The organism is Streptomyces sp. NPDC047525, from assembly GCF_040643025.1.
In the GTDB taxonomy this organism is placed as follows: Bacteria; Actinomycetota; Actinomycetes; order Streptomycetales; family Streptomycetaceae; genus Streptomyces; species Streptomyces durmitorensis.
Genome location: NZ_JBEYTL010000008.1, coordinates 344,519 through 371,262, shown reverse-complemented (window position 1 = coordinate 371,262; position 26,744 = coordinate 344,519). Strand labels below are relative to the sequence as shown.

At 69.3% G+C, this 26,744-nt stretch carries 24 protein-coding genes and 1 riboswitch; of the genes, 12 read left to right on the top strand and 12 right to left on the bottom strand.

Annotated elements, in window-relative coordinates; all coding sequences use genetic code 11:
* Positions 1–35 precede the first annotated feature (35 nt).
* From ABZ833_RS25205 to ABZ833_RS25190, 4 genes are all read right to left on the bottom strand, one after another.
* On the bottom strand, positions 36–359 hold the full coding sequence (locus ABZ833_RS25205; RefSeq protein WP_344525002.1) for a multidrug efflux SMR transporter: 324 nt from the start codon (positions 357–359) through the stop codon (positions 36–38).
* Positions 360–468: 109 nt separating this feature from the next.
* A complete protein-coding gene (gene rsgA, locus ABZ833_RS25200) occupies positions 469–1,482 on the bottom strand; it encodes a ribosome small subunit-dependent GTPase A (RefSeq protein WP_361050335.1) in 1,014 nt (337 codons plus the stop codon).
* A 16-nt stretch (positions 1,483–1,498) separates the two neighbouring features.
* Positions 1,499–2,815 carry a 3-phosphoshikimate 1-carboxyvinyltransferase gene (aroA, locus tag ABZ833_RS25195; protein ID WP_361050332.1) on the bottom strand — a complete coding sequence of 439 codons (1,317 nt, stop codon included), beginning with the start codon at positions 2,813–2,815 and terminating at the stop codon, positions 1,499–1,501.
* A 41-nt stretch (positions 2,816–2,856) separates the two neighbouring features.
* Positions 2,857–3,579: a M50 family metallopeptidase gene (locus tag ABZ833_RS25190; RefSeq protein WP_361050821.1), complete on the bottom strand. Its 723-nt coding sequence runs from the start codon at positions 3,577–3,579 to the stop codon at positions 2,857–2,859.
* Between the two features lie 61 nt (positions 3,580–3,640).
* On the opposite strand from ABZ833_RS25190, the gene ABZ833_RS25185 reads away from it, so the two are divergent.
* The 10 genes from ABZ833_RS25185 (at position 3,641) to ABZ833_RS25140 (ending at position 13,747) form a co-directional block, all read left to right on the top strand.
* Positions 3,641–4,456, top strand: coding sequence for an SOS response-associated peptidase (locus tag ABZ833_RS25185; protein ID WP_249587854.1), 816 nt, complete (start codon positions 3,641–3,643; stop codon positions 4,454–4,456).
* 1 nt (position 4,457) lies between these two features.
* On the top strand, positions 4,458–5,111 hold the full coding sequence (locus ABZ833_RS25180; protein WP_361050328.1) for an alpha/beta family hydrolase: 654 nt from the start codon (positions 4,458–4,460) through the stop codon (positions 5,109–5,111).
* A 221-nt stretch (positions 5,112–5,332) separates the two neighbouring features.
* Positions 5,333–6,013, top strand: a complete 681-nt coding sequence (locus ABZ833_RS25175) for a sigma-70 family RNA polymerase sigma factor (protein WP_361050325.1) — start codon at positions 5,333–5,335, stop codon at positions 6,011–6,013.
* Entirely contained in the window at positions 6,010–6,354 is a 345-nt protein-coding gene (gene rsrA / locus ABZ833_RS25170; protein WP_249587851.1) for a mycothiol system anti-sigma-R factor, read from the top strand. The genes ABZ833_RS25175 and rsrA overlap by 4 nt, the downstream gene beginning before the upstream one ends.
* Positions 6,355–6,537: 183 nt before the next feature.
* Positions 6,538–7,890, top strand: coding sequence for an HD-GYP domain-containing protein (locus tag ABZ833_RS25165; protein WP_361050320.1), 1,353 nt, complete (start codon positions 6,538–6,540; stop codon positions 7,888–7,890).
* Between the two features lie 23 nt (positions 7,891–7,913).
* Entirely contained in the window at positions 7,914–9,179 is a 1,266-nt protein-coding gene (locus ABZ833_RS25160; protein ID WP_361050818.1) for an HD domain-containing protein, read from the top strand.
* A 102-nt stretch (positions 9,180–9,281) separates the two neighbouring features.
* Positions 9,282–10,262: a hypothetical protein gene (locus ABZ833_RS25155; protein ID WP_160510510.1), complete on the top strand. Its 981-nt coding sequence runs from the start codon at positions 9,282–9,284 to the stop codon at positions 10,260–10,262.
* Positions 10,263–10,326: 64 nt separating this feature from the next.
* Complete coding sequence (gene def / locus ABZ833_RS25150) at positions 10,327–10,977, top strand: peptide deformylase (protein ID WP_361050316.1); 651 nt, start codon at positions 10,327–10,329, stop codon at positions 10,975–10,977.
* 296 nt (positions 10,978–11,273) lie between these two features.
* Positions 11,274–12,395: an epi-isozizaene synthase gene (gene cyc1 / locus ABZ833_RS25145; protein WP_361050313.1), complete on the top strand. Its 1,122-nt coding sequence runs from the start codon at positions 11,274–11,276 to the stop codon at positions 12,393–12,395.
* Positions 12,392–13,747 (top strand): cytochrome P450, encoded by a 1,356-nt coding sequence (locus ABZ833_RS25140; protein ID WP_361050310.1) that lies wholly within the window; start codon positions 12,392–12,394, stop codon positions 13,745–13,747. The genes cyc1 and ABZ833_RS25140 overlap by 4 nt, the downstream gene beginning before the upstream one ends.
* Here ABZ833_RS25140 and ABZ833_RS25135 read toward each other — a convergent pair.
* From ABZ833_RS25135 to ABZ833_RS25100, 8 genes are all read right to left on the bottom strand, one after another.
* Entirely contained in the window at positions 13,701–14,717 is a 1,017-nt protein-coding gene (locus ABZ833_RS25135) for a helix-turn-helix domain-containing protein (RefSeq protein WP_361050307.1), read from the bottom strand. The genes ABZ833_RS25140 and ABZ833_RS25135 overlap by 47 nt on opposite strands.
* 243 nt (positions 14,718–14,960) lie before the next feature.
* The gene (locus tag ABZ833_RS25130; RefSeq protein ID WP_361050304.1) at positions 14,961–15,983 is read right to left on the bottom strand and encodes a ribonucleotide-diphosphate reductase subunit beta; all 1,023 of its coding nucleotides are present in this window, start codon (positions 15,981–15,983) and stop codon (positions 14,961–14,963) included.
* Positions 15,983–18,409 carry a ribonucleoside-diphosphate reductase subunit alpha gene (locus tag ABZ833_RS25125; RefSeq protein ID WP_361050301.1) on the bottom strand — a complete coding sequence of 809 codons (2,427 nt, stop codon included), beginning with the start codon at positions 18,407–18,409 and terminating at the stop codon, positions 15,983–15,985. Before ABZ833_RS25125 ends, ABZ833_RS25130 begins: the two co-directional genes overlap by 1 nt.
* A 156-nt stretch (positions 18,410–18,565) precedes the next feature.
* Positions 18,566–18,643, bottom strand: a riboswitch (cobalamin riboswitch).
* Between the two features lie 153 nt (positions 18,644–18,796).
* The gene (gene mctP / locus ABZ833_RS25120) at positions 18,797–20,446 is read right to left on the bottom strand and encodes a monocarboxylate uptake permease MctP (RefSeq protein WP_361050298.1); all 1,650 of its coding nucleotides are present in this window, start codon (positions 20,444–20,446) and stop codon (positions 18,797–18,799) included.
* Positions 20,443–20,712 (bottom strand): DUF3311 domain-containing protein, encoded by a 270-nt coding sequence (locus tag ABZ833_RS25115; RefSeq protein WP_361050295.1) that lies wholly within the window; start codon positions 20,710–20,712, stop codon positions 20,443–20,445. The genes mctP and ABZ833_RS25115 overlap by 4 nt, the downstream gene beginning before the upstream one ends.
* Before the next feature lie 110 nt (positions 20,713–20,822).
* The gene (locus ABZ833_RS25110) at positions 20,823–21,020 is read right to left on the bottom strand and encodes a YbdD/YjiX family protein (RefSeq protein WP_160507150.1); all 198 of its coding nucleotides are present in this window, start codon (positions 21,018–21,020) and stop codon (positions 20,823–20,825) included.
* Positions 21,017–23,170, bottom strand: a complete 2,154-nt coding sequence (locus tag ABZ833_RS25105) for a carbon starvation CstA family protein (protein ID WP_361050291.1) — start codon at positions 23,168–23,170, stop codon at positions 21,017–21,019. Before ABZ833_RS25105 ends, ABZ833_RS25110 begins: the two co-directional genes overlap by 4 nt.
* Before the next feature lie 101 nt (positions 23,171–23,271).
* The gene (locus ABZ833_RS25100) at positions 23,272–24,069 is read right to left on the bottom strand and encodes a GntR family transcriptional regulator (protein ID WP_361050288.1); all 798 of its coding nucleotides are present in this window, start codon (positions 24,067–24,069) and stop codon (positions 23,272–23,274) included.
* Positions 24,070–24,355: 286 nt separating this feature from the next.
* On the opposite strand from ABZ833_RS25100, the gene ABZ833_RS25095 reads away from it, so the two are divergent.
* Both ABZ833_RS25095 and ABZ833_RS25090 read left to right on the top strand, forming a co-directional pair.
* Positions 24,356–25,636, top strand: a complete 1,281-nt coding sequence (locus ABZ833_RS25095; protein WP_361050285.1) for an extracellular solute-binding protein — start codon at positions 24,356–24,358, stop codon at positions 25,634–25,636.
* A 107-nt stretch (positions 25,637–25,743) separates the two neighbouring features.
* Positions 25,744–26,724, top strand: coding sequence for a sugar ABC transporter permease (locus tag ABZ833_RS25090; protein ID WP_361050282.1), 981 nt, complete (start codon positions 25,744–25,746; stop codon positions 26,722–26,724).
* The last annotated feature ends 20 nt before the right edge of the window (positions 26,725–26,744 follow it).

The window sequence follows — 26,744 nt, the reverse complement described above, 5'->3', positions numbered from 1 at the left end:
CCCAGTGGGCGGAGCCGCTCGGCGGAGAGAACCGCTCAGTGGGCGGAGCCCGAGAGCTGCAGGCCGATGACGCCGGCGATCACCAGCGAGATGGAGACGATCTTGAGCGTGGAGACCACGTCACCGAGGAAGATCATTCCGTAGATCGCGGTGCCCGCGGCGCCGATGCCCGTCCAGACCGCGTACGCGGGACCCACATCGAGCTTGCGCAGCGCGAGGGTGAGCAGACCGAAGCTGCCGAGGGCGAAGGCGGCGAAGGTGATCGTCGGCCAGAGCCGGGTGAAGCCGTGAGAGAGCTTGAGGCAGACCGCGAACCCGGTCTCCAGGAACCCCGCGACGATGACCAGCAGCCACGCCATGAATCTGCCTCCCGCAACCGTACGTTCGGTGACCGCCTCGCCCGGCCTGGATCAGGCCTGGTGCGATTATGCCCTTGCCGCCCCGCCCAGGGCGCGAAGAACGGCGAGGTCAGTCGTCCTCGCGTCGCTCGCGGGTCTCGAGGAGCCTGCGCAGCGAGTAGAGACGCGCGGGATCCGCGTGTCCCTCCGCCACCCACGCGTCCAGTGCGCAGTCCGTCTCGTCGTGACTGCACGCGCGCGGACAGCCCTCCGTCCCCGGCACCAGGTCGGGGAAGGCGAGGATGACGCGGGAGGGGTCGACGTGGTGCAGGCCGAAGGAGCGCACGCCGGGCGTGTCGATCACCCAGCCGCCGGTCGAGCCCGCCAGGGGGAGCGCGAGTGCCGACACGGTGGTGTGCCGCCCGCGGCCCGTGACGGCGTTGACGTGCCCGGTGCTGCGCCGCTGCTCCTCCGGGACCAGGGCGTTGACCAGCGTCGTCTTGCCCACCCCGGAGTGCCCGACGAACGCGGTGACCTTGCCGTCGAGCACCTCGTGCACCCGGGAGAGCTCCGCGTCGTCGGTGAACTCCTCGCGGCTGGTCACCACGTAGGGCATGTCGAGCGTGGAGTACGTCTCCAGGAGCTTGTCCGCGGACGCCAGGTCGGACTTGGTCAGGACGAGGAGCGGCGTGAGACCGCCGTCGTACGCCGCCACGATGCAGCGGTCGATCAGGCGCGTGCGCGGCTCCGGATCGGCGAGGGCGGTGACGATGGCGAGCTGGTCGGCGTTGGCGACGACCACCCGCTCGTAGGGGTCGTCGTCGTCGGCCGTGCGCCGCAGGACCGACGTGCGCGGCGAGATGCGCACGATGCGCGCGAGGGTGTCCTTCTTGCCGGAGAGATCGCCGACGAGCGAGACCCGGTCGCCCACCACGGCGGCCTTGCGGCCCAGTTCGCGGGCCTTCATGGCCAGTACGATGCGGTCGTCGACCAGGACGGTGAGGCGGCCCCGGTCGACGGTGAGGACCATGCCGTCGGACGCGTCCTCGTGCTTGGGCCTGATGTGGGTGCGCGGGCGGTTGCCCTTGCGGTTGGGGCGGACGCGGATGTCGTCCTCGTCGGGGTTCTTTCCGTAACGGCGCATGTCCTGGATCCGCCCGTCAGTTCCCGAGCATTCCGGTCCAGAGGTCGGGGAAGTCGGGCAGCGTCTTCGCCGTCGTCGCGACATTCTCGATCTGCACGCCCTCCACCGCCAGGCCGATGATCGCGCCCGCGGTGGCCATGCGGTGGTCGTCGTACGTGTGGAAGATTCCGCCGTGCAGGCGGCGCGGACGGATGTGCAGGCCGTCGGCGGTCTCGGTGACGTCGCCGCCGAGTTCGTTGATCTCCTTGGTGAGGGCCGCCAGGCGGTCCGTCTCGTGGAGGCGCAGGTGGGCGACGCCGCGCAGGGTCGAGGGGGAGTCGGCAAGCGCCGCGACGGCCGCGATGCCGGGGGTGAGCTCGCCGACCTCGCTCAGGTCCACGTCGAGGCCGTGGATCGAGCCGGACCCGGTGAACACGAGCCCCTGCGGGGTCAGTTCGCAGGAACCGCCCATCTCGGTGAAGATCTCCCGCAGCTTGTCGCCGGGCTGCGTGGTGTGCGCGGGCCAGTCGGGGATGGTCACACGGCCGCCGGTGACCAGCGCGGCGGCCAGGAACGGCTGGGCGTTGGAGAGGTCGGGCTCGACGGTCAGGTCGCGGCCCAGGAGGGCGCCGGGGGTGACCCGCCACACGTTCGGCTCGCCGCCCGACTCCGGGGTGTCCACCTGGGCGCCGACCGCGCGGAGCATGTCGACGGTCATCCGGATGTGCGGCATGGAGGGCAGGGCGGAGCCGGTGTGGCGCACCTCGACACCCTGGTTGAAGCGCGGGCCCGAGAGCAGCAGGGCGCTGACGAACTGCGAGGACGAGGAGGCGTCGATCTCGACCGGGCCGCCGTCCAGGGCGCCGCTGCCGTGCACGGTCAGCGGCAGCGCACCGCGGCTGTCGTCGTCGATACGGGCGCCGAGCACGCGCAGGGCGTCGATCACGCCGTTCAGCGGCCGCTCGTACGAACGGGGGTCGCCGTCGAAGCGGATCGAGCCGTCGGCAAGGGCGGCGACCGGGGGCAGGAACCGCATGACCGTGCCGGCGTTGCCGACGTCGACCGTGGCGGGGCCCTGCAGCCCGGAGGGGATGATCCGCCAGGCCTCGCCGGAGCCGTCCGGGCCCACACCCTCCTCGATGCCGACGCCGAGCGTGCGCAGGGCACCCGCCATCAGCAGCGTGTCGCGGGAGCGCAGCGGCCGGCGCAGCCAGCCGGGCTCGGCGGCGAGTGCGGCGAGGACGAGGCCGCGATTGGTGACCGATTTGGACCCGGGCACATGGACCGTCGCGGCGACGGCTCCGCTCGCGTGCGGGGCTGGCCAGAGGGTGCTGTGCGCTGGGTTAACGGTCATGCCCCCACTTTAGTGGCAGGGAGCTGGGGGAAGTCCGCTGCTCAGAGCCCGAGCAGCCAGCGTCCGCCGCCTATCAACGAGCACAGTGAGACGGCGTGGAAGAGGAAGAGCCACATACCCGCGGGCACGTGCGTCAGCCGGGACAGCTGGTCCGCGTCCGAGTCGCCCGCACCGCCGCGCCTGCGCTTGGACTGCAGCTCGAAGGCGGGACGTACGCCTCCCAGGAGCAGGAACCACACCACGGCGTACGCGAACGCCGCCTGCACCTGCGAGCTGGTCAGCCAGGAGACGAGCAGGAAGGTGCCGCCGGTGATGATCACGGTGAGGGCGCCGTACGCGTTCCGGATCATGACGAGCATCACGATGAGCAGCGCCGTCGCGATCCACAGGAACGCCGTGATGTGGTCGGCGGCGAGCAGTGCGGCGCCGGCGAGGCCCAGGAGTGGCGGCGCGGTGTAGCCGGAGGCCGCGGTGAGGATCATGCCGAGGCCTGTGGGCTTGCCGCGCGAGACGGTGAGGCCGCTGGTGTCGGAGTGCAGCCGGATGCCGTCGAGGCGGCGCCCTGTGAGCAGCGCGACCAGGCCGTGGCCGCCCTCGTGCGCGATGGTGATCGCGTTGCGGGCTATCCGCCAGACGCCGTGCGGGACGACGACGGCGAGCGCGACGACACCGGTGGCGATCACCAGCCACTCGTCGGGGGCGGCCTGGGTGCCGAAGACGCGGTCCCAGAGGTCGGTCAGGCTGGCGTTCGCCATGCTTTCCATTGCTCGTGCCATTGTCGGGACCGGCTCCTCTGGGTGTACGGGGTCTGGCAGTCTGGCACGTATGTGCGGACGGTATGCATCGAGTCGTAGGCCCGAGGATCTCGCAGGAGTCTTTGAGATCGAGAAGTGGGAGCCGGAGGAGGCGCTGGCCCCCGATTTCAACGTGGCCCCCACCAAGGAGGTCTACGCGGTCCTCGACCGTCCTGTGAAAGACGCGGAAGACCCGCGCCCGGTTCGCCAGCTGCGCACACTCAAGTGGGGCCTCGTCCCGTCCTGGTCCAAGACGCCCGAGGGCGGCGCCCGGATGATCAACGCCCGCGCGGAGACGGTGCACGAGAAGCCCTCCTACCGCCGGGCCTTCACCTCGCGCCGCTGTGTCATCCCGGCCGACGGCTACTACGAGTGGGTCACGGGCTCCGGCGAGCGGGACCTCGAGGTCGAGGGCAAGAAGAAGCGGCCGCGCAAGCAGCCGTACTTCGTGACGCCCGCCGACGGATCGGTCTTCGCGATGGCGGGCCTCTACGAGTTCTGGCGCGACAAGACGCTCCCCGACGAGCACCCCCTCGCCTGGTGGGTGACCTGCACGGTGATCACCACGGAGGCGGAGACCTCGCCCCTGGCCGTCGCGCCCGACGAAGGGCCGCGCACGCTGGCCGACATCCACCCGCGGATGCCCCTGATGCTGACGCCGGACCGCTGGGACGCCTGGCTCGACCCCGCGCGCACGGACGTCGAGGACCTGCGGACGCTCCTCGAACCGCCGCCGCACGGCCTGATGCGGGCCTACCCGGTGTCGACGGCGGTCAGCAACGTGCGCAACAACGGGCCGGAGCTGCTCAAGGAGCTGGAGGGCCCCGAAGAAGGCACACTCTTCTGACGTGACCAAGAGTGAGCCCAAGAGTGAGATCGTTCCGACCGACGCGGGTGAGGCACGCATCACCTGGCACCCCGCGCCGAAGACCAAGGCCCGCCTGGTCCTGGCGCTCAGCCACGGCGCCGGCGGCGGCATCGAGGCCCGTGACCTGCAAGCCGTCGCCGCCGCGCTGCCCGCACACGGCGTGACCGTCGCCCTGGTGGAGCAGCCCTGGCGGGTGGCGGGCAAGAAGCTGGCGCCCGCACCCAAGACGCTGGACGTGGGCTGGCGGGGCCTGTGGCCCGCGCTCGCGAAACCGGGGCTCCCGGTGATCGCGGGCGGCCGCAGCGCGGGAGCACGCGTCGCCTGCCGTACCGCCACGGAGCTGGGCGCGGCAGCCGTACTCGCCCTCAGTTTCCCCCTGCACCCGCCGGGCAAGCCGGAGAAGTCGCGCGCGGAGGAACTGCTCGGCGCCGGGGTGCCGACGCTGGTGGTGCAGGGCGGCAACGACCCCTTCGGGAAGCCCGCCGAGTTCCCCGAGGGGACGTACGAATTGGTGGAGGTGCCCTACGGCGATCACAGCTTCGGGACGCCGAAACGCGCGGGAATCAGCGAGGCCGATGCCATGACGCTCATCACGGATGGCGTCATCCGGTGGACGGGAATGTTGCGCGGATGACCTCTGTTGTGCCGAACAGACGCTAAACGCTGTTAGTACGAGAGGAAGTCCGCCGCATGGGTTCGACCATCTGCCCGGCCCGCTCCAGCGCCTCTGACCTGGAATGGACGGTGTTGAGCGCGCCCAAGACCGCTCCTATTCGGGCGGCGGCGGGACCGGATCGTCGTCTATCCTCCGATTCGAGTGGGGCTGCATTCGGTCTCACCACGTCTTTGGAGGAGGTGGGTCCGGTCACTGGGACCGACGCAGGGGCCGAGAACGGCCAGGCGGAGCGACCCGACGGAAGCGCCGAGACGCAGGCGGAGCGCACGGCCCGCTTCGAGCGGGACGCCTTGGGCTTCCTCGACCAGATGTACTCGGCGGCGCTGCGCATGACGCGCAACCCGGCGGACGCCGAGGACCTGGTGCAGGAGACCTACGCCAAGGCGTACGCGTCGTTCCACCAGTTCCGTGAGGGCACGAACCTCAAGGCGTGGCTGTACCGCATCCTCACCAACACGTTCATCAACTCGTACCGCAAGAAGCAGCGCGAGCCCCAGCGCAGCGCCGCCGAGGAGATCGAGGACTGGCAGCTCGCGCGCGCCGAGTCGCACATGTCCACCGGTCTGCGCTCGGCCGAGTCGCAGGCGCTCGACCACCTGCCGGACTCGGACGTGAAGTCCGCGCTGCAGGCGATCCCCGAGGAATTCCGCATCGCCGTCTATCTCGCAGATGTAGAGGGCTTTGCGTACAAGGAGATCGCGGACATTATGGGGACACCCATCGGTACGGTGATGTCCCGGTTGCACCGCGGCCGTCGCCAACTGCGCGGCATGCTCGAGGACTACGCCCGTGACCGCGGCCTCGTCCCCGCCGGCGCCGCGTCAGAGTCGTCGAACGAAGCGAAAGGCTCAGGCTCATGAGCTGCGGAGAGCCGCACGAGACGGATTGCAGTGAAGTCCTGGACCATCTCTATGAGTTCCTGGACCACGAGATGCCGGACAGCGACTGCACCAAGTTCGAGACGCACTTCGAGGAGTGCTCTCCGTGCCTGGAGAAGTACGGCCTCGAGCAGGCGGTCAAGAAGCTGGTCAAGCGCTGCTGCGGCCAGGACGACGTGCCCGTCGACCTGCGCGCCAAGGTCATGGGACGCATCGATCTCATCCGCTCGGGCGAGGCCGTGCCCGACCACGACGTGACGGTGGAGACGGTGACTGCCGAGGGCGGTGTGCAGGCCAAGGGCCTGCGGGCCAAGGAGGCCTGAGCTTCCGGAAGTTGAGTGTGGGCAGGTCGTGACGGGACTCCGTCACGACCTGCTTTTTTCTGTTCTCCATCACTCGTACGTGCCAATTTCTGCGAGGGGGTCTCGGAGAGAGGGGCAGCCGTTCTAGTCTCCGGACCTTGGAACGTGGTCCCTGGGGACGGTCACGGGGGAGGAGACAGTGCCATGCGGTCCATCGCTCCATGGGCGCGCGCCTACATCCTGTGCGCCGCCCTCGCCGGCGCCGCCTGCGCCGCGCCCGCGCTGACCTCGTCGCGCACGCCGTGGGGCGCGCTCGCGCTGCTCGCCGCGCTCTACGCCGGGTGCGAGCAGGTCACGCGGTGCCGGGTCATCGGGCGCCGTGCCGCGCCCGGTCTTGGCGGCCTCGGCACCTTCTTCCCCGTGCTGCTCGCCGCCGTCTTCCTGCTGCCGCCCGCCGCCGCGGCGCTCGTCGCGGTGCCGGGGGCGCTGCTCGCCCGCGTCGAGCGGCAGCCGCGGTGGGTGCGCAGGGTGTGGCGCGCGGCCCAGATCGCCCTGGCCGCCTGGGCCGCGGCGTGGGTGCACGGAGCGCTCGGCGGGCGCGACGCGGTGGCCGCGCCCGACTTTCCGTACGCCCTGTTGCCCGCCGGAGCGGCCGTCCTCGCCTTCTCCCTCGTCCTGACCGTCCTGGACGGCGGCATCCTGGCCACCGCGGAACGGGTGCCGGTGCGGACCGCCTGGCGTGGGCTCTTCCTGCGGTCGTTCGCGCCGGTCGCGGTGCACGGCCTCGCCGGTCTGATGATGGCGGTGCTGTGGCGCAGTCCGTACGGGCCGCTCGCCGCGCTCCTCGTGCTGCTCCCGATGGGGGTCTCCTGCTGGGTCTTCGCGCAGTACCACCGCGAGCGCGCCGCCCACCAGGCCACGATCAGGGCGCTCGTGCAGGCCGTCGACATCAAGGACCGGTACACCCGCGGGCACAGCGAGCGCGTGGGGCGGGCCTCCGTGATGATCGCGCGGGAGCTGGGGATGGCGGACGAGAGGGTGGAGAGCCTGCGGTTCGCAGGGATCCTGCACGACGTCGGCAAACTCGGCGTACCGACCCGGCTGCTGCGCAAGGACGGGCCGCTGACCCCCGAGGAGCGGCGGGTCATCGAGCTGCATCCCGAGTACGGGCACGAAATGGTGCGCGGGATCGGCTTCCTCGGGGAGGCGCGGGCGGCGATCCTGCACCACCACGAGCGGATCGACGGGAGCGGGTATCCCTACGGGCTCGTGGGGCGGCAGATTCCGGAGTTCGCGCGGGTGGTGGCCGTCGCGGACGCGTTCGACGCCATGACGTCCACGCGGTCCTATCGGCGGGGGAGGCCTGTTGCCGCTGCCGTGGCTGAGCTTTCCCGCTGCGCGGGGGCACAGTTCGACCCTGCGATGGTTGCGGCTCTGCAGCGGGCGCTGGAGCGGCATGGGTGGCACCCGGCTGTCACCGCGGACACCGCGGATGTGCCGGTCCCGCGGCAAGGGGCCACCGGTGTTCCTGCGGCCCCCCAGGCTGGAGCGCGGTGAGCGCCGCACGCCTGCCCACAACCGTGAGCGTGCTTGTCTATGGCGCCGCAGGCATCCTCACCCTCCTAGCCCTCGGCTGGACCCTCTGGCACGGCGTGCATGAAGGAGGGGTCGCGCTGGCCTTTGGGGGGCTTGTCGCCGTGGGGGAGCTGGCCCGGTGGGGGGCCGGGGGGAGCGACCGGGAGCCCGCGCCGCTCGGGGCCGCGGGCGCCCTCGCGTACGCGCTGCTCGGCGAGGTCGGGGGGCGGACCACGCACCACGGCGTCCTCCAGGTGATCGCCGTCGTCGTCGCGGCCGCGCTCGTCGGGGCCGTGCCGCACGTGGCGCTCGGCAAGGGGCCCGCCCTCGACCACGTGGCGCGGCGCGTGCTGACCGTCGGTTTCGCCGCCGCGTGCTTCCAGCCGCTCTACAACGCGGGGAAGCTGGAGGAGTGGGTGGGCCAGGGGCCCGCCTTCGCCGTCGTCATCGCCGCGCTGCTCGTCCTGACCGCCCTGTGCGACGCCGTGCTCGCCGCGGCCATGGCCCACGCCCGTACCCTCCCCCATAGCCTTAAGGGCATGGGAGGTACCCCCTTGCCCTTCGGTCCCATCCTGAGAGACGAGCTGCGGGCCATGCTCGGCATCGGGTCCGCCGTGTGCGCTACAGGGGCCGTCATGGCGCTCGCGGTGGCCGTGGCGGGGCTCTGGGCGCTGCCGGTGTTCAGCCTGCCGCTGCTCCTGACCCAGCTGTCGTTCGGGCGGTACGCCGCGGTGCGGACCACCTACCGGCAGACCATCACCTCGCTCGCCCGGTCCACCGAGATCGCCGGGTACACCCCGCAGGGCCACGCCCGCCGCGTCGCCGGGCTCAGCCGGGCCGTCGGGCGTGAGCTGGGGCTCTCGGAGCCAGACCTCGCCGTCCTGGAGTACGCGGCCCTCATGCACGACATCGGGCAGCTCTCCCTCGTCGACCCCGTGCCCGCGGGCGCCACCGCCTTCCTGCCGGACGCGGAACAGCGCCGGATCGCCCTGCTCGGGGGTGCCGTCGTGCGTCAGACGGGGGTGAAGGGCGACGTCGCCGTGGTCGTGGAGCGGCAGGCGGACCCGTACCGTGAGCAGCCGCTCACCGCCCGCATCGTGCGGGCCGCCAACGCGTACGACGAGATGGCCAGGGGAGAAGGTCCCACAGGCCCTCTCAACGCCCTGGAGCGGCTGCGTCTGGGCACCGGCCGCGACTACCAGCCCGAAGTGGTGGAAGCCCTGGCCCGCGTGCTTGCGCGGGGCGGTCATAGCTTGCCGTCGGCTGGGTAACCCATGGGTAATGAGCGGCCGTCCGACCGTACGTGGTTGGATGCAAAGAGGGCCCTCAGGGCACATCGGAACGCAGGACTCAAGTACCGGCAGGCGGGAATCGTGAGGATCTTCGGCAAGGGACGGCACCGGCCCTCCGCCTCATGGCGGCAGGCCACCGACCGCGCCTTCACGCTGATCGGCGACGGGCGGTACGAGGACGCGGGCGCTCTGCTGACCCGCGCGGCGGATCTCGAGCCGTGGCTCTCGGAGTCCTGGTTCAACCTCGCGCTGCTCCACAAGTTCCGGCACGACTGGGAGCAGGCGCGGGCCGCGGGTCTGCGGGCCGTCGCGCTGCTCGACCGGTCGCAGGGCGCCCCCGACTGGTGGAACGTGGGCATCGCCGCCACCGCCCTGCAGGACTGGCCGCTCGCCCGGCGCGCCTGGCAGGCGTACGGCCTGAAGGTGCCCGGCGGTGTGGCCGCCTCCGGGGAGCCCACCGGCATGGACCTGGGCAGCGCCGCCGTGCGGCTCTCGCCGGAGGGTGAGGCCGAGGTGGTGTGGGGGCGCAGGCTCGACCCCGCCCGTATCGAGGTGCTCTCCATTCCGCTGCCCTCCTCCGGGCGCCGCTGGGGCGAGGTCGTGCTGCACGACGGCGTTCCGCACGGCGAGCGGACGACGGGGGCGGGGGACTCGTATCCCGTCTTCGACGAGATCGAGCTGTGGGCGCCCTCGCCCGTCCCCACCTGGGTGGTTCTCCTGGAGGCCGCCACCGAGGACGACAGGGACGCCCTGGAGAAGCTCGCCGCCGACGCCGGCTTCGCCGCCGAGGACTGGTCGTCGTCCGTACGGCTGCTCTGCCGCATGTGCTCCGAGAGCCGCATGCCGAGCGACGAGGGCGACGGCGAGCACCTGGACCCGCACGACCACAGCGAACCGGGCCACCCCGGACCGCTCGGCCACCGCAGCCCCGGCGCCCTGTGGGTGCCTGAGCGCGAGTGCGGCATCGCGGCGCCCGCGGCACTGGTGCGCGGGCTGCTCGACGGCTGGGTCGCGGACAGCCCGGACTCCCGTGACTGGCGGGATCTGGAAGAGGTCTGCTGACTCCTGGCCGTAGGCTGTACCGGCACCATCTCTTGTGGGTTCCCAGGAAGGCGTACGTCGGACAATGGCGCAGGACACTGAGCAGCAGGCCTCGGGCGGGGTCCTCCCCGTAGACGACGAGGGCTTCGTCATCGACACGGAGGACTGCGAGGAGCGGGAGACGGCCCACCGCGAGCGCGGCACGTCCCGGCCCATCACGGTCGTCGGCAACCCTGTGCTGCACAAGGAGTGCAAGGACGTCACCGCCTTCGACGACGAGCTCGCGCAGCTCGTCGCCGACATGTTCGCCAGCCAGCGGACCGCCGAGGGCGTGGGCCTTGCCGCCAACCAGATCGGCGTCGACCTGAAGGTCTTCGTCTACGACTGCATGGACGACGAGGGCCGCCGCCACGTCGGCGCGGTCTGCAACCCCGTGCTGCGCGAGGTCCCCGCCGACCGCCGCCAGCTGGACGAGTCGAACGAGGGCTGCCTCTCCGTGCCCACGGCCTACGCCGAGCTGGCCCGCCCGGACTACGCCGAGGTGACCGGGCAGGACGAGAAGGGCAACCCCATCAAGGTGCGGGGCACCGGTTACTTCTCGCGCTGCCTCCAGCACGAGACGGACCACCTGTACGGCTACCTCTACATCGACCGCCTGTCCAAGCGTGAGCGCAAGGACGCGCTGCGGCAGATGGAAGAGGGCACACCGCGCTACCCCGTCGTGCCGAACGACTGAGTCGACTCCAGGCACGCGCGCACCGCGAGCCACCTGCGGCCCCTGGCCGGGAACTCCTTCCCGGCCAGGGGCCGTTCGCATGAACCGGTCAGCTGTGCGAGCAAAACAGGCTTCTGATGATCCAGATTCGGTCACGTAAGTGGATTTTCTCGGCACTGGGGGGTAGTGAATGGCGCAAATCTGTTCCCTGAACGGTCAGTTGTGGTGCTGAATGGAAAGCGCGGGGATACGCAACGGCGCGCGCCTGGTACGGCGGGAGGGGCGCGCGTCCCCAGGCGGCTGAGAGGGGCTAGTCCGTGCCTGCATATTCATATGGCACTTCACCGACACAGCCACAGACACCGGGGGTATCCGTGCCGCCGGCGCTGGCGCTCCCGGTGATCGAGGCAGATTTTCCACGACGACTGCATCCGTATTGGCCGGAGCTTCAGGAGAAGTCCAGGACATGGCTGCGCGAAATGCGGCTGATGCCCGCGGACAAGGTCGAGCGGTACGCCGACAGTCTGTGCTACACCGACCTGGTCGCCGGCTACTACATTGGCGCCCCCGATGAGTTGCTCAGCGCGATAGCCGACCTCAGCAGTTGGTTCTTCGCCTGGGACGACCGGCACGACCGCGACTCGGTCCACGGCAGGGCGGCGCAGTGGCGCCGGCTGTGCCGCGGACTCCACGAGACGCTCCGGGCGCCCCGGCAGCAACTGCGCCACCGCGACCCTCTGGTCGCGGGGTTCGCGGACTGTGTCCTGCGGCTGTACTCGCACCTCGGGGCCAGCTGGAACGCCCGGTTCGCCAGGCACTTCCACAGCGTGATCGAGGCGTACGACCTGGAGTTCAGGAACCGCAGGACCGGGACGGTCCCGACGGTCGAGGCCTACATTGAGTTGCGAAGGCTGACCTTCGCCCACTGGGCGTGGATCGACCTGCTCGAACCCACGGCGCGCCACGAACTGCCGCGGGACGTGCGGAAGCATCCGGCATATCGGCGGGCCGCGCTCGCCACGCAGGATTTCTCCGCCTGGTACAACGACCTGTGCTCACTCCCCAAGGAACTCGCGGGAGATGAATTGCACAATCTCGGGATCAGCCTGATCCAGCACGAGGGATTGTCTCTCGAAGAAGCCGTGGCGGAAGTCCACCGGCGGGTCACCGGTTGCATATCGGATTTCCTCGTGGCGGAGAAAGAAGTACTGTGCCTCGCCGGGAAATTGGACGACGGAAGTGCGCGCGGACGGGAACTCTCGGACGCAGTGGAATCCTGCGTCTTCAACATGCGGAACTGGTTCTCATCGGTGTACTGGTTCCACCACGAATCCGGCCGCTATCGGGTGGACAGCTGGGACGACAGGTCCATTCCCCCGTATGTGAGCGACGCCGGAATGAGCGACTTGGCCGAAACTGAATTGGTTGGTGAGGAATGAGCGTCGAATCCGCGATACCCGCGACACCCGCGACAACCCCACCTCTCGTCGGCGGCGGCGCCCCGCTCATCGGGCACGCCTGGAACCTGGTGCGCGACCCGCTCGGCTTCCTCGCCGCGCTGCGCGACCACGGTGATCTCGTACGGATCAGGCTGGGACCCAAGACGGCGTACGCGGTCTGCGACCCGGAGCTGGTCGGACGGCTCCTGCGGAGCCCCGACTACATCGTCGGAGGGCCCCTCTGGGACACCCTGGAAGTACTGCTCGGCAAGGGTGTGGCGACCAGTAACGGCAAGCTGCACCGGCGGCAGCGGCGCATGATGCAGCCCGCGTTCCGGCCCGAGCGCATCGCCGACTACGCCAAGGTGATGGAGGAGGAGGCCCGCGCCACGGCAGCGCGCTGGCAGCCGGGCGACACGGTCGACGTCGGCGCGGAGATGTTCCGCGCGGCCGTGCGCATCGTGTCCCGCTCGCTCCTGGAGGTCGACGCGATCGGCGAGAAGGCGGACCGCATCGCCGAGGCGCTGCACACCGTCTTCGAGGGGCTCTACCGCAGGATGGTCCTCTCGGTCGGGCCGCTGTACCGCGTGCCGACCCAGGGCAACCGCCGCTTCCAGAACGCGCTCGCCGATCTGCACGCGGTGGTCGACGAGATAGTCGAGGCGGGCAGGGCGGCGGATGCCAGCCAGAACGACCTGCTGGCCGAAATGCTGCGGGCGTGCGACGAGTCGGGCCGGCCGCTCAGCGACCAGGAGATCCACGACCATGTGATCTCGCTTGTCGTGGCGGGCGCCGAGAATATCGCGTCGACCCTGGCGTGGACGTTCCATCTGCTGGCCGAACACCCCGAGCAGGAAAGGCGATTGGTTGAAGAGGTAAATTCCGTCGCGCCGGGCCGGGAGATCACATTCGCCGACCTCAAGGACCTGCCGCACACCCGGAATGTGGTCACCGAGGCCATGCGTATACAGCCGGCGGCCTGGATATTCACGCGCCGGTCGGTGGGAGAAACCAACCTGGGTGGCTACCGCATTCCGGCCAACGCCGACATCGTCTACAGCGTGTACGCGATGCAGCGCGATCCGCGTTCCTTCGAGCAGCACCTGCGGTTCGACCCGGACCGCTGGAATCCGGAACGCGCTTCGGACGTACCGGAGTTCGCGATGATGCCGTTCGGCACCGGTAACCGCAAGTGCCCGGGCGACCACTTCAGCCTGGCCGAACTCGCCATCATCCTGGCGACGGTGGCCCCGAAGTGGCACCTGGCGCCGGTGCCGGAGACCGACGCCGACACGAAGATCGGCATCACGCTGCAGCCGAAGAAGCTCGTCCTTCGGGTCGAGAAGCGCTGACGGCGGGGCCGCGGAACGTGCGGCGGTAGGCGTTCGGCGTGGTGCCGAGCGCCCGCAGGAACTGGTGACGCATCGCCGCGGCGTTGCCGAAACCGGCACGCCCGGCGATGGCGTCCACCGTCTCGTCCGACCCTTCGAGCAACTCCTGCGCCAGAAGCACCCGTTGGCGCAGGAGCCAGCGGTAGGGCGTGGTGCCGGTCTCCTGCTGGAAGCGGCGCGCGAAGGTGCGCGGCGACATGTGCGCGCGCTCGGCGAGCTTCTCGACGGTGATGTCCGCGTCCAGATGGCGCTCCATCCAGGCGAGCACCCCGCCCACGGTGTCGCAGGACGTGCGCGGCAGCGGGCGCGCCACGAACTGGGCCTGGCCGCCGTCGCGGTGGGGCGGTACGACCATGCGCCGGGCGATGGCGTTGGCGACCTCGGTGCCGTGTGCCTGGCGCACGATGTGCAGACAGGCGTCGATGCCGGCGGCGGTGCCCGCCGAAGTGATCACCGGGCTCTCGTCCACGTACAGGACGTCGGGCTCGACGCGGGCGCGCGGATAGCGCACCGCGAGCTCCGTGGCGTGCTGCCAGTGCACGGCGCAGCGGCGGCCGTCGAGCAGCCCCGCGGCGCCGAGCACGAAGACCCCGGAGCAGACGGAGAGGACGCGGGCCCCGCGGTCCACCGCGCGGCGCAGGGCGGCGAGCAGATCCTCGGGGTAGTCGCGGTCCACGAACGACTGGCCCGCGGGCACGGCGATGAGATCGGCCTCTTCGAGCCGGTCGATGCCGTACGGAGTGGTGATCGAGAACCCCGCGTGATTGCTCAGGGGTCCGCTCTCACCGGCGACCACCGCGAAGTCGTACACGGGGAGGCCCTCGTCGCTCCGGTCGAGGCCGAACACCTCGCAGACGACGCCGAGTTCGAAGGGATTCACGCCGTCGAGCAGCACGGCGGCCACGTTCTTCAGAGTGTCTTCCTGCAGCATGTCCGCCAGTGTGCCGCAGGACTGGCAGTAAGTCGATGGTGTGTGGCAGTCCTGCCACTGACGCCACCGTCCGGCACGCAGGACAGTGAGGACATGAACGCATTCCTGGATTACGCGACCGTCCTGACCGTCCTCCTTCTGCTGGCCGCACCCTCGCTCGTCGGGTACGTCCACGACCGCCGGATCGACCGCGAGCTGCGCGAGGCCCCCCGTTCCCCGCGCAGCTCACAGCGGTCCGACGTCCTAGAACTCGTCGTCGAAGGAGACCGAACCCTCGACCGCGACCTGGTAGGCCGAAGGACGCCGCTCGAAGAAGTTGGTCAGCTCCTGGACACCCTGGAGCTCCATGAACGAGAACGGGTTTGACGAGCCGTAGACCGGCGCGAAGCCCAGGCGCTGGAGCCGCTGGTCGGCGACGCACTGCAGGTACTCGCGCATGGAGTCGGTGTTCATGCCGGGCAGGCCCTCACCGCACAGGTCGCGCGCGAACTGCAGCTCGGCCTCGACGGCCTCCTTGAGCATGTCCGTGACCTGCGTCTGCAGCGCGTCGTCGAAGAGCTCGGGCTCCTCCTTGCGGACGGTGTCGACGACGTCGAAGGCGAAGCTCATGTGCATCGTCTCGTCGCGGAAGACCCAGTTCGTGCCGGTCGCGAGGCCGTGCAGCAGACCGCGCGAGCGGAACCAGTAGACGTAGGCGAAGGCACCGTAGAAGAAGAGCCCCTCGATGCACGCGGCGAAGCAGATCAGGTTCAGCAGGAAGCGGCGCCGGTCCGCCTTGCTCTCCAGGCGGTCCATCTTCTCGACCGAGTCCATCCACCGGAAGCAGAACTCCGCCTTCTCGCGGATGGAGGGGATCTCCTCGACCGCGTCGAAGGCCGCCGCGCGGTCCTGAGGGTCGGGCAGATAGGTGTCGAGCAGCGTCAGATAGAACTGGACGTGCACGGCCTCCTCGAAGAGCTGGCGGCTCAAGTAGAGCCGTGCCTCGGGGGAGTTGATGTGCTTGTAGAGCGTGAGCACGAGGTTGTTGGAGACGATCGAGTCGCCGGTCGCGAAGAACGCGACCAGACGGCCGATCATGTGCTGCTCGCCGGGCGAGAGCTTGGCGAGGTCGGCGACGTCCGAGTGGAGGTCGACCTCCTCGACGGTCCAGGTGTTCTTGATCGCGTCCCGGTAGCGCTCGTAGAAGTCCGGGTAGCGCATGGGGCGCAGGGTCAGCTCGAAGCCCGGGTCGAGGAGGTTCTTCTCGGCGTTGGTGGTGGAGCTCATTACTGGCAGGCCTCGCAGGACTCGGGGTTTTCCAGGGAGCAGGCGACGGCGTCTTCGGCCGAGACCTGCGCGGGGACGGGGGCGGGGGTGGGCTCGGCGGCCTCGGTGCGGCCGGCCGCCGCGCGGGCGATCCGGGTCGCGGGGCGCGAACGCAGGTAGTACGTGGTCTTCAGACCCTGCTGCCAGGCGTACGCGTACATCGAGGAGAGCTTGCCGATGGTCGGCGTCTCCAGGAACAGGTTCAGGGACTGCGCCTGGTCCAGGAACGGCGTGCGCGCGGCGGCCATGTCGATCAGGCCGCGCTGCGGGATCTCCCACGCGGTGCGGTAGAGCTCGCGCACCTCGGCGGGGATCCAGCTGAAGCCCTGCACCGAGCCGTTGGCCTCGCGCAGCGCCTCACGGGTCTGCGCGTCCCAGACGCCGAGCCGCTTGAGCTCCTGCACCAAGTAGGCGTTGACCTGGAGGAATTCACCGCTCAGCGTCTCGCGCTTGAAGAGGTTGGAGACCTGCGGCTCGATGCACTCGTACACGCCCGCGATGGACGCGATCGTGGCGGTCGGCGCGATCGCGAGAAGGAGCGAGTTGCGCATACCAGTCACGGCGATACGTTCCCGCAGCGCGGCCCAGCGCTCCGGCCAGGTCAGCTCGACGCCGTAGTGATCGGGGTGCAGGACGCCGCGCGCGGTGCGGGTCTTCTCCCAGGCGGGCAGCGGGCCGTTGCGCTCGGCGAGGGTCGCGGACGCCTCGTACGCGGCGAGCATGATCCGCTCGGCGATGCGCGTCGAGAGGGCGCGCGCCGCGGGCGAGTCGAAGGGCAGCTTCAGCTGGAAGAAGACGTCCTGCAGACCCATGGCGCCCAGGCCCACCGGACGCCACCGGGCGTTCGACCTGCCGGCCTGCTCGGTCGGGTAGAAGTTGATGTCGACGACGCGGTCGAGGAACGTGACGGCGGTGCGGACGGTCTCGTCGAGCCGCTCCCAGTCGATGTCACCGGCGGCCGTGTCCACGAAGGCGCCGAGGTTCACCGAGCCGAGGTTGCAGACGGCCGTCTCCCCGTCGTCCGTCACCTCCAGGATCTCCGTGCAGAGATTGGAGGAGTGGACCGTGTGGCCGGGCTCCGCCGTCTGGTTGGCGGTGCGGTTGGCGGCGTCCTTGAACGTCATCCAGCCGTTGCCGGTCTGCGCCAGGGTGCGCATCATGCGGCCGTAGAGGTCGCGGGCGGGGATGGTCTTGCGGGCGAGCCCCGCTGCCTCGGCCTTGCGGTAGGCGGCGTCGAACTCGTCGCCCCACAGGTCGACCAGCTCGGGCACGTCGGCCGGCGAGAACAGCGACCAGTCCTGGCTCGCGGCGACCCGGCGCATGAACTCGTCCGGGATCCAGTGCGCGAGGTTGAGGTTGTGCGTGCGCCGCTGGTCCTCACCCGTGTTGTCGCGCAGCTCCAGGAACTCCTCGATGTCGGAGTGCCAGGTCTCCAGGTAGACCGCGGCGGCGCCCTTGCGGCGGCCGCCCTGGTTCACGGCGGCGACGGAGGCGTCCAGGGTCTTCAGGAACGGGACGATGCCGTTGGAGTGGCCGTTCGTGCCGCGGATCAGCGAACCGCGGGCGCGGATGCGGGAGTACGAGAGGCCGATGCCGCCCGCGTGCTTGGAGAGGCGCGCGACCTGGTGGTAGCGGTCGTAGATGGAGTCCAGCTCGTCCAGCGGGGAGTCGAGGAGGTAGCAGGAGGACATCTGCGGGTGGCGGGTGCCGGAGTTGAAGAGCGTCGGCGAGGACGGCAGGTAGTCCAGGCGGCTCATCAGGCGGTACAGGGCGGCGACTTCGTCCACCGAGCGGGTGCTGGCTGTCGTTGAATCAGATGCAGTCTCGGCCAGGCCGCTCGCGACGCGCAGCATGAAGTGCTGCGGGGTCTCGATGACGTGCCGGGTGATCGGGTGGCGCAGGAGATAGCGGCTGTGCAGGGTGCGCAGGCCGAAGTAGCCGAAGCGGAAGTCGGCGCCGTCCTGAAGGGCCGCCTCCACGAGAGTGTCGAGGTGCTCCGCGTGGTCGACGACGAACGCGGCGGTGCGGTCCGCGATCAGGCCCTCGCGGTGCCCCACGGCGATCGAGTCGGAGAAGGAGCGCACGCCCTGCGACGCGGCCTCGTCACGGATGCTGAGGCTGAGCAGCCTCGCCGCCAGCTGCGAGTACGTCGGGTCCTCGGAGATGAGCCCGGCGGCGGCCTCGGTCGCAAGCGTACGCAGCTCCGCGAGGTCCGCCCTGGCCGAACGCCCGCGCAGCGCGGCGGCGGCGACGCGGCCGGGGTCGGCGTCGGGGAGGTCGGCGGTGAGTTCGGTCAGGGTACGCAGCAGCGCGGTTCCTGGGCCGTCGGCGGTCTGCTGACCGTCGGTGGTCTGCGCTGACGCAGGTTCGGCTGGCGCGATGGTCACGTGGAGCACTCCCTCGCTCGGCTCAGAGCCTTGGGGAGGGGAGGGTGACGCACGGGCGCGCCCAGGGCAGGGCTGTGCTCCGCGTCCACCAGCCCATTCCACGAGGCCCGGACGTCGTTGGCACCCGGACCGGTCGGAACGGGCGCACTGTCGACAGGTCTTCGGACTCGTGAGCACGACAAATGCGTACTCATACACCGTTGCGGGACAGTTCCGGACTTGCACCGGATTCCCCTGCGGCGACAGCGAGCACGAGCATACATCTTGTGCTGGCTCTGAGAAGCAGCCCCACATCTTGTGTCGGCACTGCGTACCACACACACAAGTGCGGGCCGCCGGATTCCTCCGGCGGCCCGCCTGGCGTGCTGATCGGTGTGAGGGAAGGGCTCAGTGCCCGGCAGGCGCCCCGGCCGTGGCCGGCGGCAGCTCCTGAACGACACCCGGGTCGCCCGCGTCCGCGGTGTAGTCCCCGGGAGAGGTCTCGTCGATGCCGTCAGGGGCCTTCATGGCGCGCAGGACGAAGGTCATGACCACGGTGACCACCACGTTCAGGACGAACGCCGTGAGGCCGATGTAGCCGATCTCGCCGATGCCGGGAATCTCGTCGGACGAGCCGCCGAAGTGCTTCTGCGTCGGCGACGCGACGCCGTACGCGGCGACCGTGCCGTAGACCATGCCGACCGCCCAGCCCGCGAGCAGCGCCCAGCGGTGGAACCACCGCGTGAACAGGCCGCCGACCAGCGCGGGCATGGTCTGCAGGATCCAGATGCCGCCCAGGAGCTGGAAGTTGATCGCGACCGTCTTGTCCATGGTGAGGACGAAGGCGAGCGCGCCGACCTTCACGAGCAGCGAGACCAGCTTGGAGACCTTGGTCTCCTGCTGCGGTGTCGCGTCCGGCTTGATGAAGTCCTTGTAGATGTTCCTGGTGAAGAGATTCGCGGCCGCGATGGACATGATGGCGGCCGGCACGAGCGCGCCGATGCCGATCGCCGCGAACGCGACGCCGGTGAACCAGTCGGGGAACATCGTCTCGAACAGCTGCGGGATCGCCAGCTGCCCGTTCTCGACCTTCACCCCGGCCGCGATCGCCATGAAGCCGAGCAGCGCGAGCAGGCCCAGCATCAGCGAGTAGAGCGGCAGGATCGTGGTGTTGCGGCGGATCACGTTGCGGCTCTTGGAGGAGAGCGTCGCCGTGATCGAGTGCGGGTACATGAACAGCGCGAGCGCGGAGCCGAGCGCGAGCGTGGCGTAGGTCCACTGCCCGGCATGGCCCGGCGCGAGGCCCGCGACCGGCTTGCCCGCGGCCTCGTTCGCCGACGAGAACTTGTCGTTCGCCGCCTGGAAGATCTCGTCGAAGCCGCCGAGCTTGATCGGGATGTAGATGATCGCGACGGCGATGACGAGGTAGATCAGGCCGTCCTTCACGAACGCGATCAGCGCGGGGGCGCGCAGACCCGACGAGTACGTGTACGCGGCGAGCACCGCGAACGCGATCAGGAGCGGCAGGTCCTTGATGAACCAGTTGGTGTCGGGGCCGCCGCCGACGCCCATGACGTCGAGCACGGCCTGGATGCCGACCAGCTGGAGCGCGATGTACGGCATCGTGGCGAGGATGCCGGTGACCGCGACGGCCAGCGAGAGCCCCTTGGAGCCGAAGCGGCCGCGCACGAAGTCCGAGGTGGTCACGTAACCGTGCTTGTGCGACACCGACCACAGGCGCGGCAGGAAGGTGAAGATCAGCGGGTAGACGAGGATCGTGTACGGCACCGCGAAGAAGCCGGCCGCGCCCGCCGCGTAGATCGCCGCCGGGACGGCCACGAACGTGTAAGCGGTGTAGAGGTCGCCGCCGAGCAGGAACCACGTGACCCAGGTGCCGAACGAGCGGCCTCCCAGGCCCCATTCGTCCAGGCTCTCGGTCTCGGCCTTGCGCCAGCGTGCGGCCAGGAAGCCCATCGCCGTGACGGCGGCGAAGAAGAAGATGAAGACGGCGAGGGCGATGCCGTTGACGCCGCCCGTGTCCGCTGCGAGCTCGTTCATCGGGTCGCACCCCCCTGGGCCTGCTCGGCCTTGCGGGCGCGCTGGTCACGCTGCCACAGTTTGTACGCGATCATGGTGAGAGCGGTGGATATGAGCACCCACAGCATCTGGTACCAGTAGAAGAACGGGATGCCGATGAAGGTCGGTTCGACCTTCGCGTAGGAGCTCACCCAGAGCATCGCCACGAACGGCGCGACGAGACAGAGGGCAATGACCACGCGGACCGGCGTGACCACCGGTCTGCTCACTTCAGGCGCATCTGACACTTCGCGGCTCCGCTCCCTCGCTTATCCCACCTTTAACGTGCGGGAAATCTAAGCGAGAGTATTGATCTATGGAACCCCCGTCCGGATACCGGACGCAGTGATGTGCCTGCTCAGCAGCAGCGGAACCCCTGTCTGGGGTCTGACTCCTGTTGGTCCGTCCGCATTCGCTCGAACTCCCTCCGGGAAGGGACGGATGCCCCGGGATGCGTCTTCCGCGTGTGCGCGACATAACGGTCGTACGCGGACTCGTCGGTCAACTCCCGTGCGTACCACCGCACCCAGCGCAGTCCGCGAAGCACCCATGTCATGACGGGGCCTTCGCATCGCTGGTGACCTTCGTTTCGGCCGCGGCCAGTTCCGCCTTCTCCTCCTGGGTCGGGATGAGCCCGGCCGGCGCGGTCAGCTTCGACTCGACGTACTCCGCCTCGCTCAGCCTGGACGACTGCGGGTTGCGGACGTGCTTCACGCAGATCCGGGCCGCGTCCGCGATCACGATGACGATGAGCAGGGCGAGCGCCGCCGAAAGGACGCCGTCCACCGTGGAGTTGGTGACGACGGTGTGCATGTCGTCCATGGACTTGGCGGGCGGCAGGATCTTCCCGTCGTCGATCGCGTCCTGGTAGATCGAGCGCTGCTTGAAGAAGCCGACGCGCGGATCGCTGGAGAACACCTTCTGCCAGCTCGCGGTGAGTGTGACCGTGGCGTCCCAGGCCAGCGGGATCCCGGTGATCCAGGCCCACTTGAGGCGTCCGGACTTCACCAGGAGCGTCGTGCAGACGGCGAGCGCGACCGCGGCCAGGAGCTGGTTGGAGATGCCGAAGATCGGGAAGAGCTGGTTGATCCCGCCGAGCGGCTCGTGCACGCCCACCCACAGGAAGTAGCCCCACAGGCCGGTGACGACCGCGCTCGTGATGATGAGTCCGGGCTTCCAACTGACCCTCTTGAAGGGCTTGTAGACGTTCCCGAGCATGTCCTGCAGCATGAAGCGGCCCACGCGCGTGCCCGCGTCGAGCGCGGTCAGGATGAACAGCGCCTCAAACATGATCGCGAAGTGGTACCAGAACGCCTTCATGGAGCCGCCGGTGACCTTTGAGAAGATCTCGGAGACACCGACCGCGAGCGTGGGCGCGCCACCGGTGCGCGAGAGCAGCGAGGACTCCTCGACGTTCTTGGCGGCCTGCGCCAGGTCCTCGGGGGAGATGGAGTACCCGAAGCCGGCGACGGCCTGGGACGCGGCCTGGACGTTGTCCCCGATGACGCCCGCGGGCGCGTTCATCGCGAAGTAGAGCCCCGGGTCGATGATGCTCGCCGCGACCAGCGCCATGACCGCGACCGCCGACTCCATCAGCATGGAGCCGTAGCCGATCATCCGGATCTGCGTCTCCTTCTGGACCATCTTCGGCGTCGTGCCCGAAGAGATCAGCGCGTGGAAGCCGGACAGGGCCCCGCAGGCGATGGTGATGAAGACGAACGGGAAGAGCGATCCCGCGAAGACGGGCCCGTCGCCGCGCGAGGCGAAGTCGGTCACCGGGTCCATCTTCAGCGTCGGCAGCGTGACGACGACGCCGATGGCGAGCAGCAGGATCGTGCCGATCTTCATGAACGTGGAGAGGTAGTCGCGCGGCGCGAGCAGCATCCACACCGGCAGGATCGAGGCGATGAATCCGTACGCCACCAGCCAGATGACCAGCGTCGACGGCGCGAGCGTGAACGTGTCCGCGAGGGACGACTCGGCGACCCAGCGCCCGGCGACGAGCGCGATCAGGAGCAGGGTGATCCCGATGAGGGAGACCTCGCTGACCCGGCCTGGCCGCAGGATCCGCAGGTAGAAGCCCATGAACAGCGCGATCGGAATGGTCATCGCGATGGAGAAGGTGCCCCACGGCGAGTCCGCGAGCGCGTTGACGATGACGAGCGCGAGCACCCCGAGCAGGATGATCATGATGGCGAAGGCGGCGAGCAGCGCCGCGGCCCCGCCGAAGGGGCCGATCTCCTCGCGCGCCATCTGGCCGAGCGACTTGCCGTCACGCCGCGTGGAGAAGAAGAGGACGACCATGTCCTGCACGGCGCCCGCGAAGATCACGCCGACGATGATCCAGATCGTGCCCGGCAAGTACCCCATCTGCGCGGCCAGTACGGGCCCCACGAGCGGTCCCGCGCCCGCGATGGCCGCGAAGTGGTGGCCGAGCAGGACGCGGCGGTCGGTCGGGTGGAAGTCGATGCCGTTGTCCAGGCGCTCCGCGGGAGTGGCCCGGTTCTTGTCGACCTTCAGGACGCGATGGACGATGAACTTCGAGTAGAAGCGATAGGCGATCGCGTACGAGCCGACGGCCGCGGCCACCATCCAGGCGGCCGACACCTCCTCGTCGCGCGAGAGCGCGAGCACGGTCCAGCCCGCGGCGCCCACCAGCGCGACGAGGGTCCAGATGACGATGGATCGGGGATTCGCTGAGCGCACCGGGTCGTCCTCCCGTTCATCATGCGATGACGGGAGGAACGTAGAGCAGCACGGTGATCTGCGCCAGACCCCCGAAGGGGATCAGTGTCCGCGGTGGCAAGTCACTCCGTGGGGCGCTTGAGGCGGGCAACGAACTTGTAGCGGTCGCCGCGGTAGACCGAACGGACCCATTCCACCGGCTGGCCGCCGCCGTCCAGGGAGTGCCGGGACAGGAGCAGCATCGGCAGGCCGACGTCCGTGCCGAGCAGGCCCGCCTCGCGCGGCGTGGCGAGCGAGGTCTCGATCGTCTCCTCGGCCTCCGCGAGATGGACGTCGTACACCTCGGCGAGTGCCGTGTAGAGCGAGGTGTACTTGACCAGCGAGCGGCGCAGGGCGGGGAAGCGCTTGGCCGAGAGGTGCGTGGTCTCGATGGCCATCGCCTCGCCGTTGGCCAGGCGAAGCCGCTCGATCCTGAGCACCCGGCCGCCCGCGGAGATGTCGAGCAGTCCGGCGAGGGTGTCGTCGGCGGTGATGTACCCGATGTCCAGGAGCTGCGAGGTGGGTTCGAGGCCCTGGGCCCTCATGTCCTCGGTGTACGAGGTGAGTTGGAGCGCCTGGGAGACCTTGGGCTTGGCCACGAAGGTGCCCTTGCCCTGGATCCGCTCCAGGCGGCCCTCGACGACCAGCTCCTGAAGGGCCTGGCGCACCGTCGTGCGCGAGGTGTCGAACTCGGCGGCCAGGGTGCGCTCCGGGGGGACCGGGGTGCCGGGCGGCAGCGTCTCCGTCATGTCGAGCAAGTGGCGCTTCAGGCGGTAGTACTTGGGCACGCGCGCGGTGCGGCCGACTCCCGTGGCCGCCCCGGTGTCCGTGGCCGAGGACGCGCCCGCGTCGGTTCCCGTACTGCCCGCGTCTGTGCCCATGCTCTGCCTTCCCGGCTCCTGTGCTGCTGCCGTCACCGGCTCCTCCGTCTGTCGCGGCTCACATCGTGGCACGTACCGGGCTGGGCGGACTGTGCCCGCTCAGGTGTCGGTCCGATAACGGACCTGACAGCCCTTCTTATACACCCTTGACACCCCTAAAGGTCTAGGCCAAGCTCCCCGTACTGGTCTACACCATTAAAGACCAGGTTCCAGTCCCACGGGCAGATCTCGGTCCTATTGGTCGCTGCGGGTGGGGGGTTGACTGGCATCCCTTGAGGAGGGTGACGTGAAGCGCAAGCTCATAGCGGCCATCGGTGTCGCGGGCATGTTGGTCTCGATCGCGGCCTGTGGCAGCGACGACAGCGACGACAAGAAGGCCGGGGCGGACGGCTTCAAGGGGGAGACCCTGACGCTCTGGGCGATGGACGGCTCCACGCCCGAGGGCTGGACCAAGGACGTCAAGGCCGCCTTCGAGAAGAAGACCGGCGCCAAGCTGAATCTCGAGATCCAGCAGTGGAACGGCATCCAGCAGAAGCTGACCACGGCCCTCTCCGAGGAGAACCCGCCGGACGTCTTCGAGATCGGCAACACCCAGACCGCCGCGTACGCCAAGACCGGCGGCCTCGCCGACCTCAGCGACCTCAAGGAAGGGCTCGGCGCCGACTGGACCGAGTCGATCAACAAGTCCTCGGTCGTGGACGGCAAGCAGTACGCAGCTCCGTGGTTCGTCCTGAACCGCGTGGTGATCTACAACAAGAAGGTCTGGGCCGACGCCGGCATCAAGGAGACGCCCAAGACCCGCGCCGAGTTCCTCAAGGACCTCAAGGCGATCGAGTCCAAGACGGACGCCGAGCCGATCTACCTGCCGGGCCAGAACTGGTACCACTTCGTCGGCCTGACCATCGGTGAGGGCGCCGAACTGGTCAAGAAGGACGGCGACAAGTACGTCTCCAACCTGACCGACCCCAAGGTCGCCAAGGCCATGAAGACGTACAAGGAGTTCGCGGACCTCTCCAAGGCCCCCAAGAACAAGGACGAGGCCACCCCGCAGCAGGCCGAGGTCTTCGCCAAGGGCAAGACCGGCGCCTTCATCGGCATGAGCTGGGAGGCCGCGACCGCGATCGAGGCCAGCAAGGACAAGAAGTTCAAGGACAACATCGGCTACTTCACCATCCCCGGTGCCACGGCCGACAAGCCCGAGGGCGTCTTCCTCGGCGGCTCGAACCTCGCCGTCGCCGCGACCAGCAAGAAGCAGGAGCTCGCCAAGGAGTTCCTGAAGATCGCGCTGAACGACAAGTTCGAGGGTGCGCTCGCCAAGGAAGGCGGCGTCATCCCGAACAAGCAGTCCCTGGAGGCCCAGCTCAAGGGCAACCCGGCCGCCGAGGCCATGGCCCCCGCCACCGCCGGCGGCGGCACCACGCCGCTGATCCCGGAGTGGGCCGCGGTGGAGAACCCGCCGAACCCGATCAAGAACTACATGACCGCCGTGCTGAACGGTAAGTCGAACGCCGACGCCGCCAAGCAGGTCGAGGGCGAGTTCAACAAGCGCCTGTCGCAGAAGCAGTAAGGACGCGCTCCTGCCGGGGACTTCGGGCCCGGGGTGTCACCCGCCCCCGGGCCCGCTGCCCCGGCACAGCGCTGCGTTCCGCGATGCCCACGAAAGAGATGGCGAGCATGACCGTGCAGACCGAACGGCCGCCCTCCGGCCCGACGGACGTCGTGAAAACGGACGGACGGCCGGCTGATCCCGGCAAGCCCCGCGAGCGGGCCCGGTCGCTCGCGCCCTACCTGCTACTGCTTCCCGCGCTCGCGGCCACGCTCGTGTTCCTCGGCTGGCCGCTGGTCAACAACGGGGTCCTGTCGTTCCAGAACCTCAACATGAGGCAGTTCATCCTGCACCTCACGGAGTGGAACGGGATCGACAACTTCAAGGAGGTCCTCTCCGGCGAGGACTTCTGGCGGGTCACAGGACGCTCGATCGCGTTCACCGCGGTCAACGTCGTACTGATCATGGTGATCGGCACGCTGGTGGGCCTGCTGCTCGCGCGGCTCGGCAAGCGGATGCGGACGCTGCTCCTGGTCGGACTCGTGCTCGCCTGGGCGATGCCGATCATCGCGTCGACGACCGTCTACCAGTGGCTGTTCGCGACGCGCTTCGGTGTCGTCAACTGGGTCCTCGACAAGGCCGGCTGGCACTCGATGGCCGAGTACGACTGGATGGGCAGCCAGTACTCCACCTTCTTCGTGGTCATCGTCCTGATCGTCTGGCAGTCGATCCCCTTCGTGGCGATCAACCTCTACGCCGCGACGACGACGATCCCCAAGGAGCTCTACGAAGCCGCTTCCCTGGACGGCGCCGGCGCGTGGAAGCGGTTCACGAACGTCACGCTCCCGTACATGAAGCCCTTCCTCTACGCGACGACGTTCCTCGAGATCATCTGGGTCTTCAAGGCGTTCGCGCAGGTCTTCGCGCTCAACGAGGGCGGACCCGACCGGCTCACCGAGATCCTGCCCGTCTACGCCTACATCGAGGGCATGGGCAACCAGCACTTCGGCATGGGTGCGGCGATCGCGCTGCTCACCATCGTCATCCTGCTGGCCCTGACCGCCTTCTACCTGCGGATCGTGCTCAAGCAAGAGGAGGACGAGCTGTGACGCGCACTGCTTCGTCGAGG

Excerpts from the sequence above, each read along its gene's own strand:
- ABZ833_RS25205 (WP_344525002.1), bottom strand. The coding sequence starts at position 359 with ATGGCGTGGCTGCTGGTCATCGTCGCGGGGTTCCTGGAGACCGGGTTC.
- rsgA (WP_361050335.1), bottom strand. The coding sequence starts at position 1,482 with ATGCGCCGTTACGGAAAGAACCCCGACGAGGACGACATCCGCGTCCGC.
- aroA (WP_361050332.1), bottom strand. The coding sequence starts at position 2,815 with ATGACCGTTAACCCAGCGCACAGCACCCTCTGGCCAGCCCCGCACGCG.
- ABZ833_RS25190 (WP_361050821.1), bottom strand. The coding sequence starts at position 3,579 with ATGGAAAGCATGGCGAACGCCAGCCTGACCGACCTCTGGGACCGCGTC.
- ABZ833_RS25185 (WP_249587854.1), top strand. The coding sequence starts at position 3,641 with ATGTGCGGACGGTATGCATCGAGTCGTAGGCCCGAGGATCTCGCAGGA.
- rsrA (WP_249587851.1), top strand. The coding sequence starts at position 6,010 with ATGAGCTGCGGAGAGCCGCACGAGACGGATTGCAGTGAAGTCCTGGAC.
- ABZ833_RS25165 (WP_361050320.1), top strand. The coding sequence starts at position 6,538 with ATGCGGTCCATCGCTCCATGGGCGCGCGCCTACATCCTGTGCGCCGCC.
- def (WP_361050316.1), top strand. The coding sequence starts at position 10,327 with ATGGCGCAGGACACTGAGCAGCAGGCCTCGGGCGGGGTCCTCCCCGTA.
- ABZ833_RS25140 (WP_361050310.1), top strand. The coding sequence starts at position 12,392 with ATGAGCGTCGAATCCGCGATACCCGCGACACCCGCGACAACCCCACCT.
- ABZ833_RS25135 (WP_361050307.1), bottom strand. The coding sequence starts at position 14,717 with ATGCTGCAGGAAGACACTCTGAAGAACGTGGCCGCCGTGCTGCTCGAC.
- ABZ833_RS25130 (WP_361050304.1), bottom strand. The coding sequence starts at position 15,983 with ATGAGCTCCACCACCAACGCCGAGAAGAACCTCCTCGACCCGGGCTTC.
- mctP (WP_361050298.1), bottom strand. The coding sequence starts at position 20,446 with ATGAACGAGCTCGCAGCGGACACGGGCGGCGTCAACGGCATCGCCCTC.
- ABZ833_RS25110 (WP_160507150.1), bottom strand. The coding sequence starts at position 21,020 with ATGACATGGGTGCTTCGCGGACTGCGCTGGGTGCGGTGGTACGCACGG.
- ABZ833_RS25100 (WP_361050288.1), bottom strand. The coding sequence starts at position 24,069 with ATGGGCACAGACGCGGGCAGTACGGGAACCGACGCGGGCGCGTCCTCG.
- ABZ833_RS25090 (WP_361050282.1), top strand. The coding sequence starts at position 25,744 with ATGACCGTGCAGACCGAACGGCCGCCCTCCGGCCCGACGGACGTCGTG.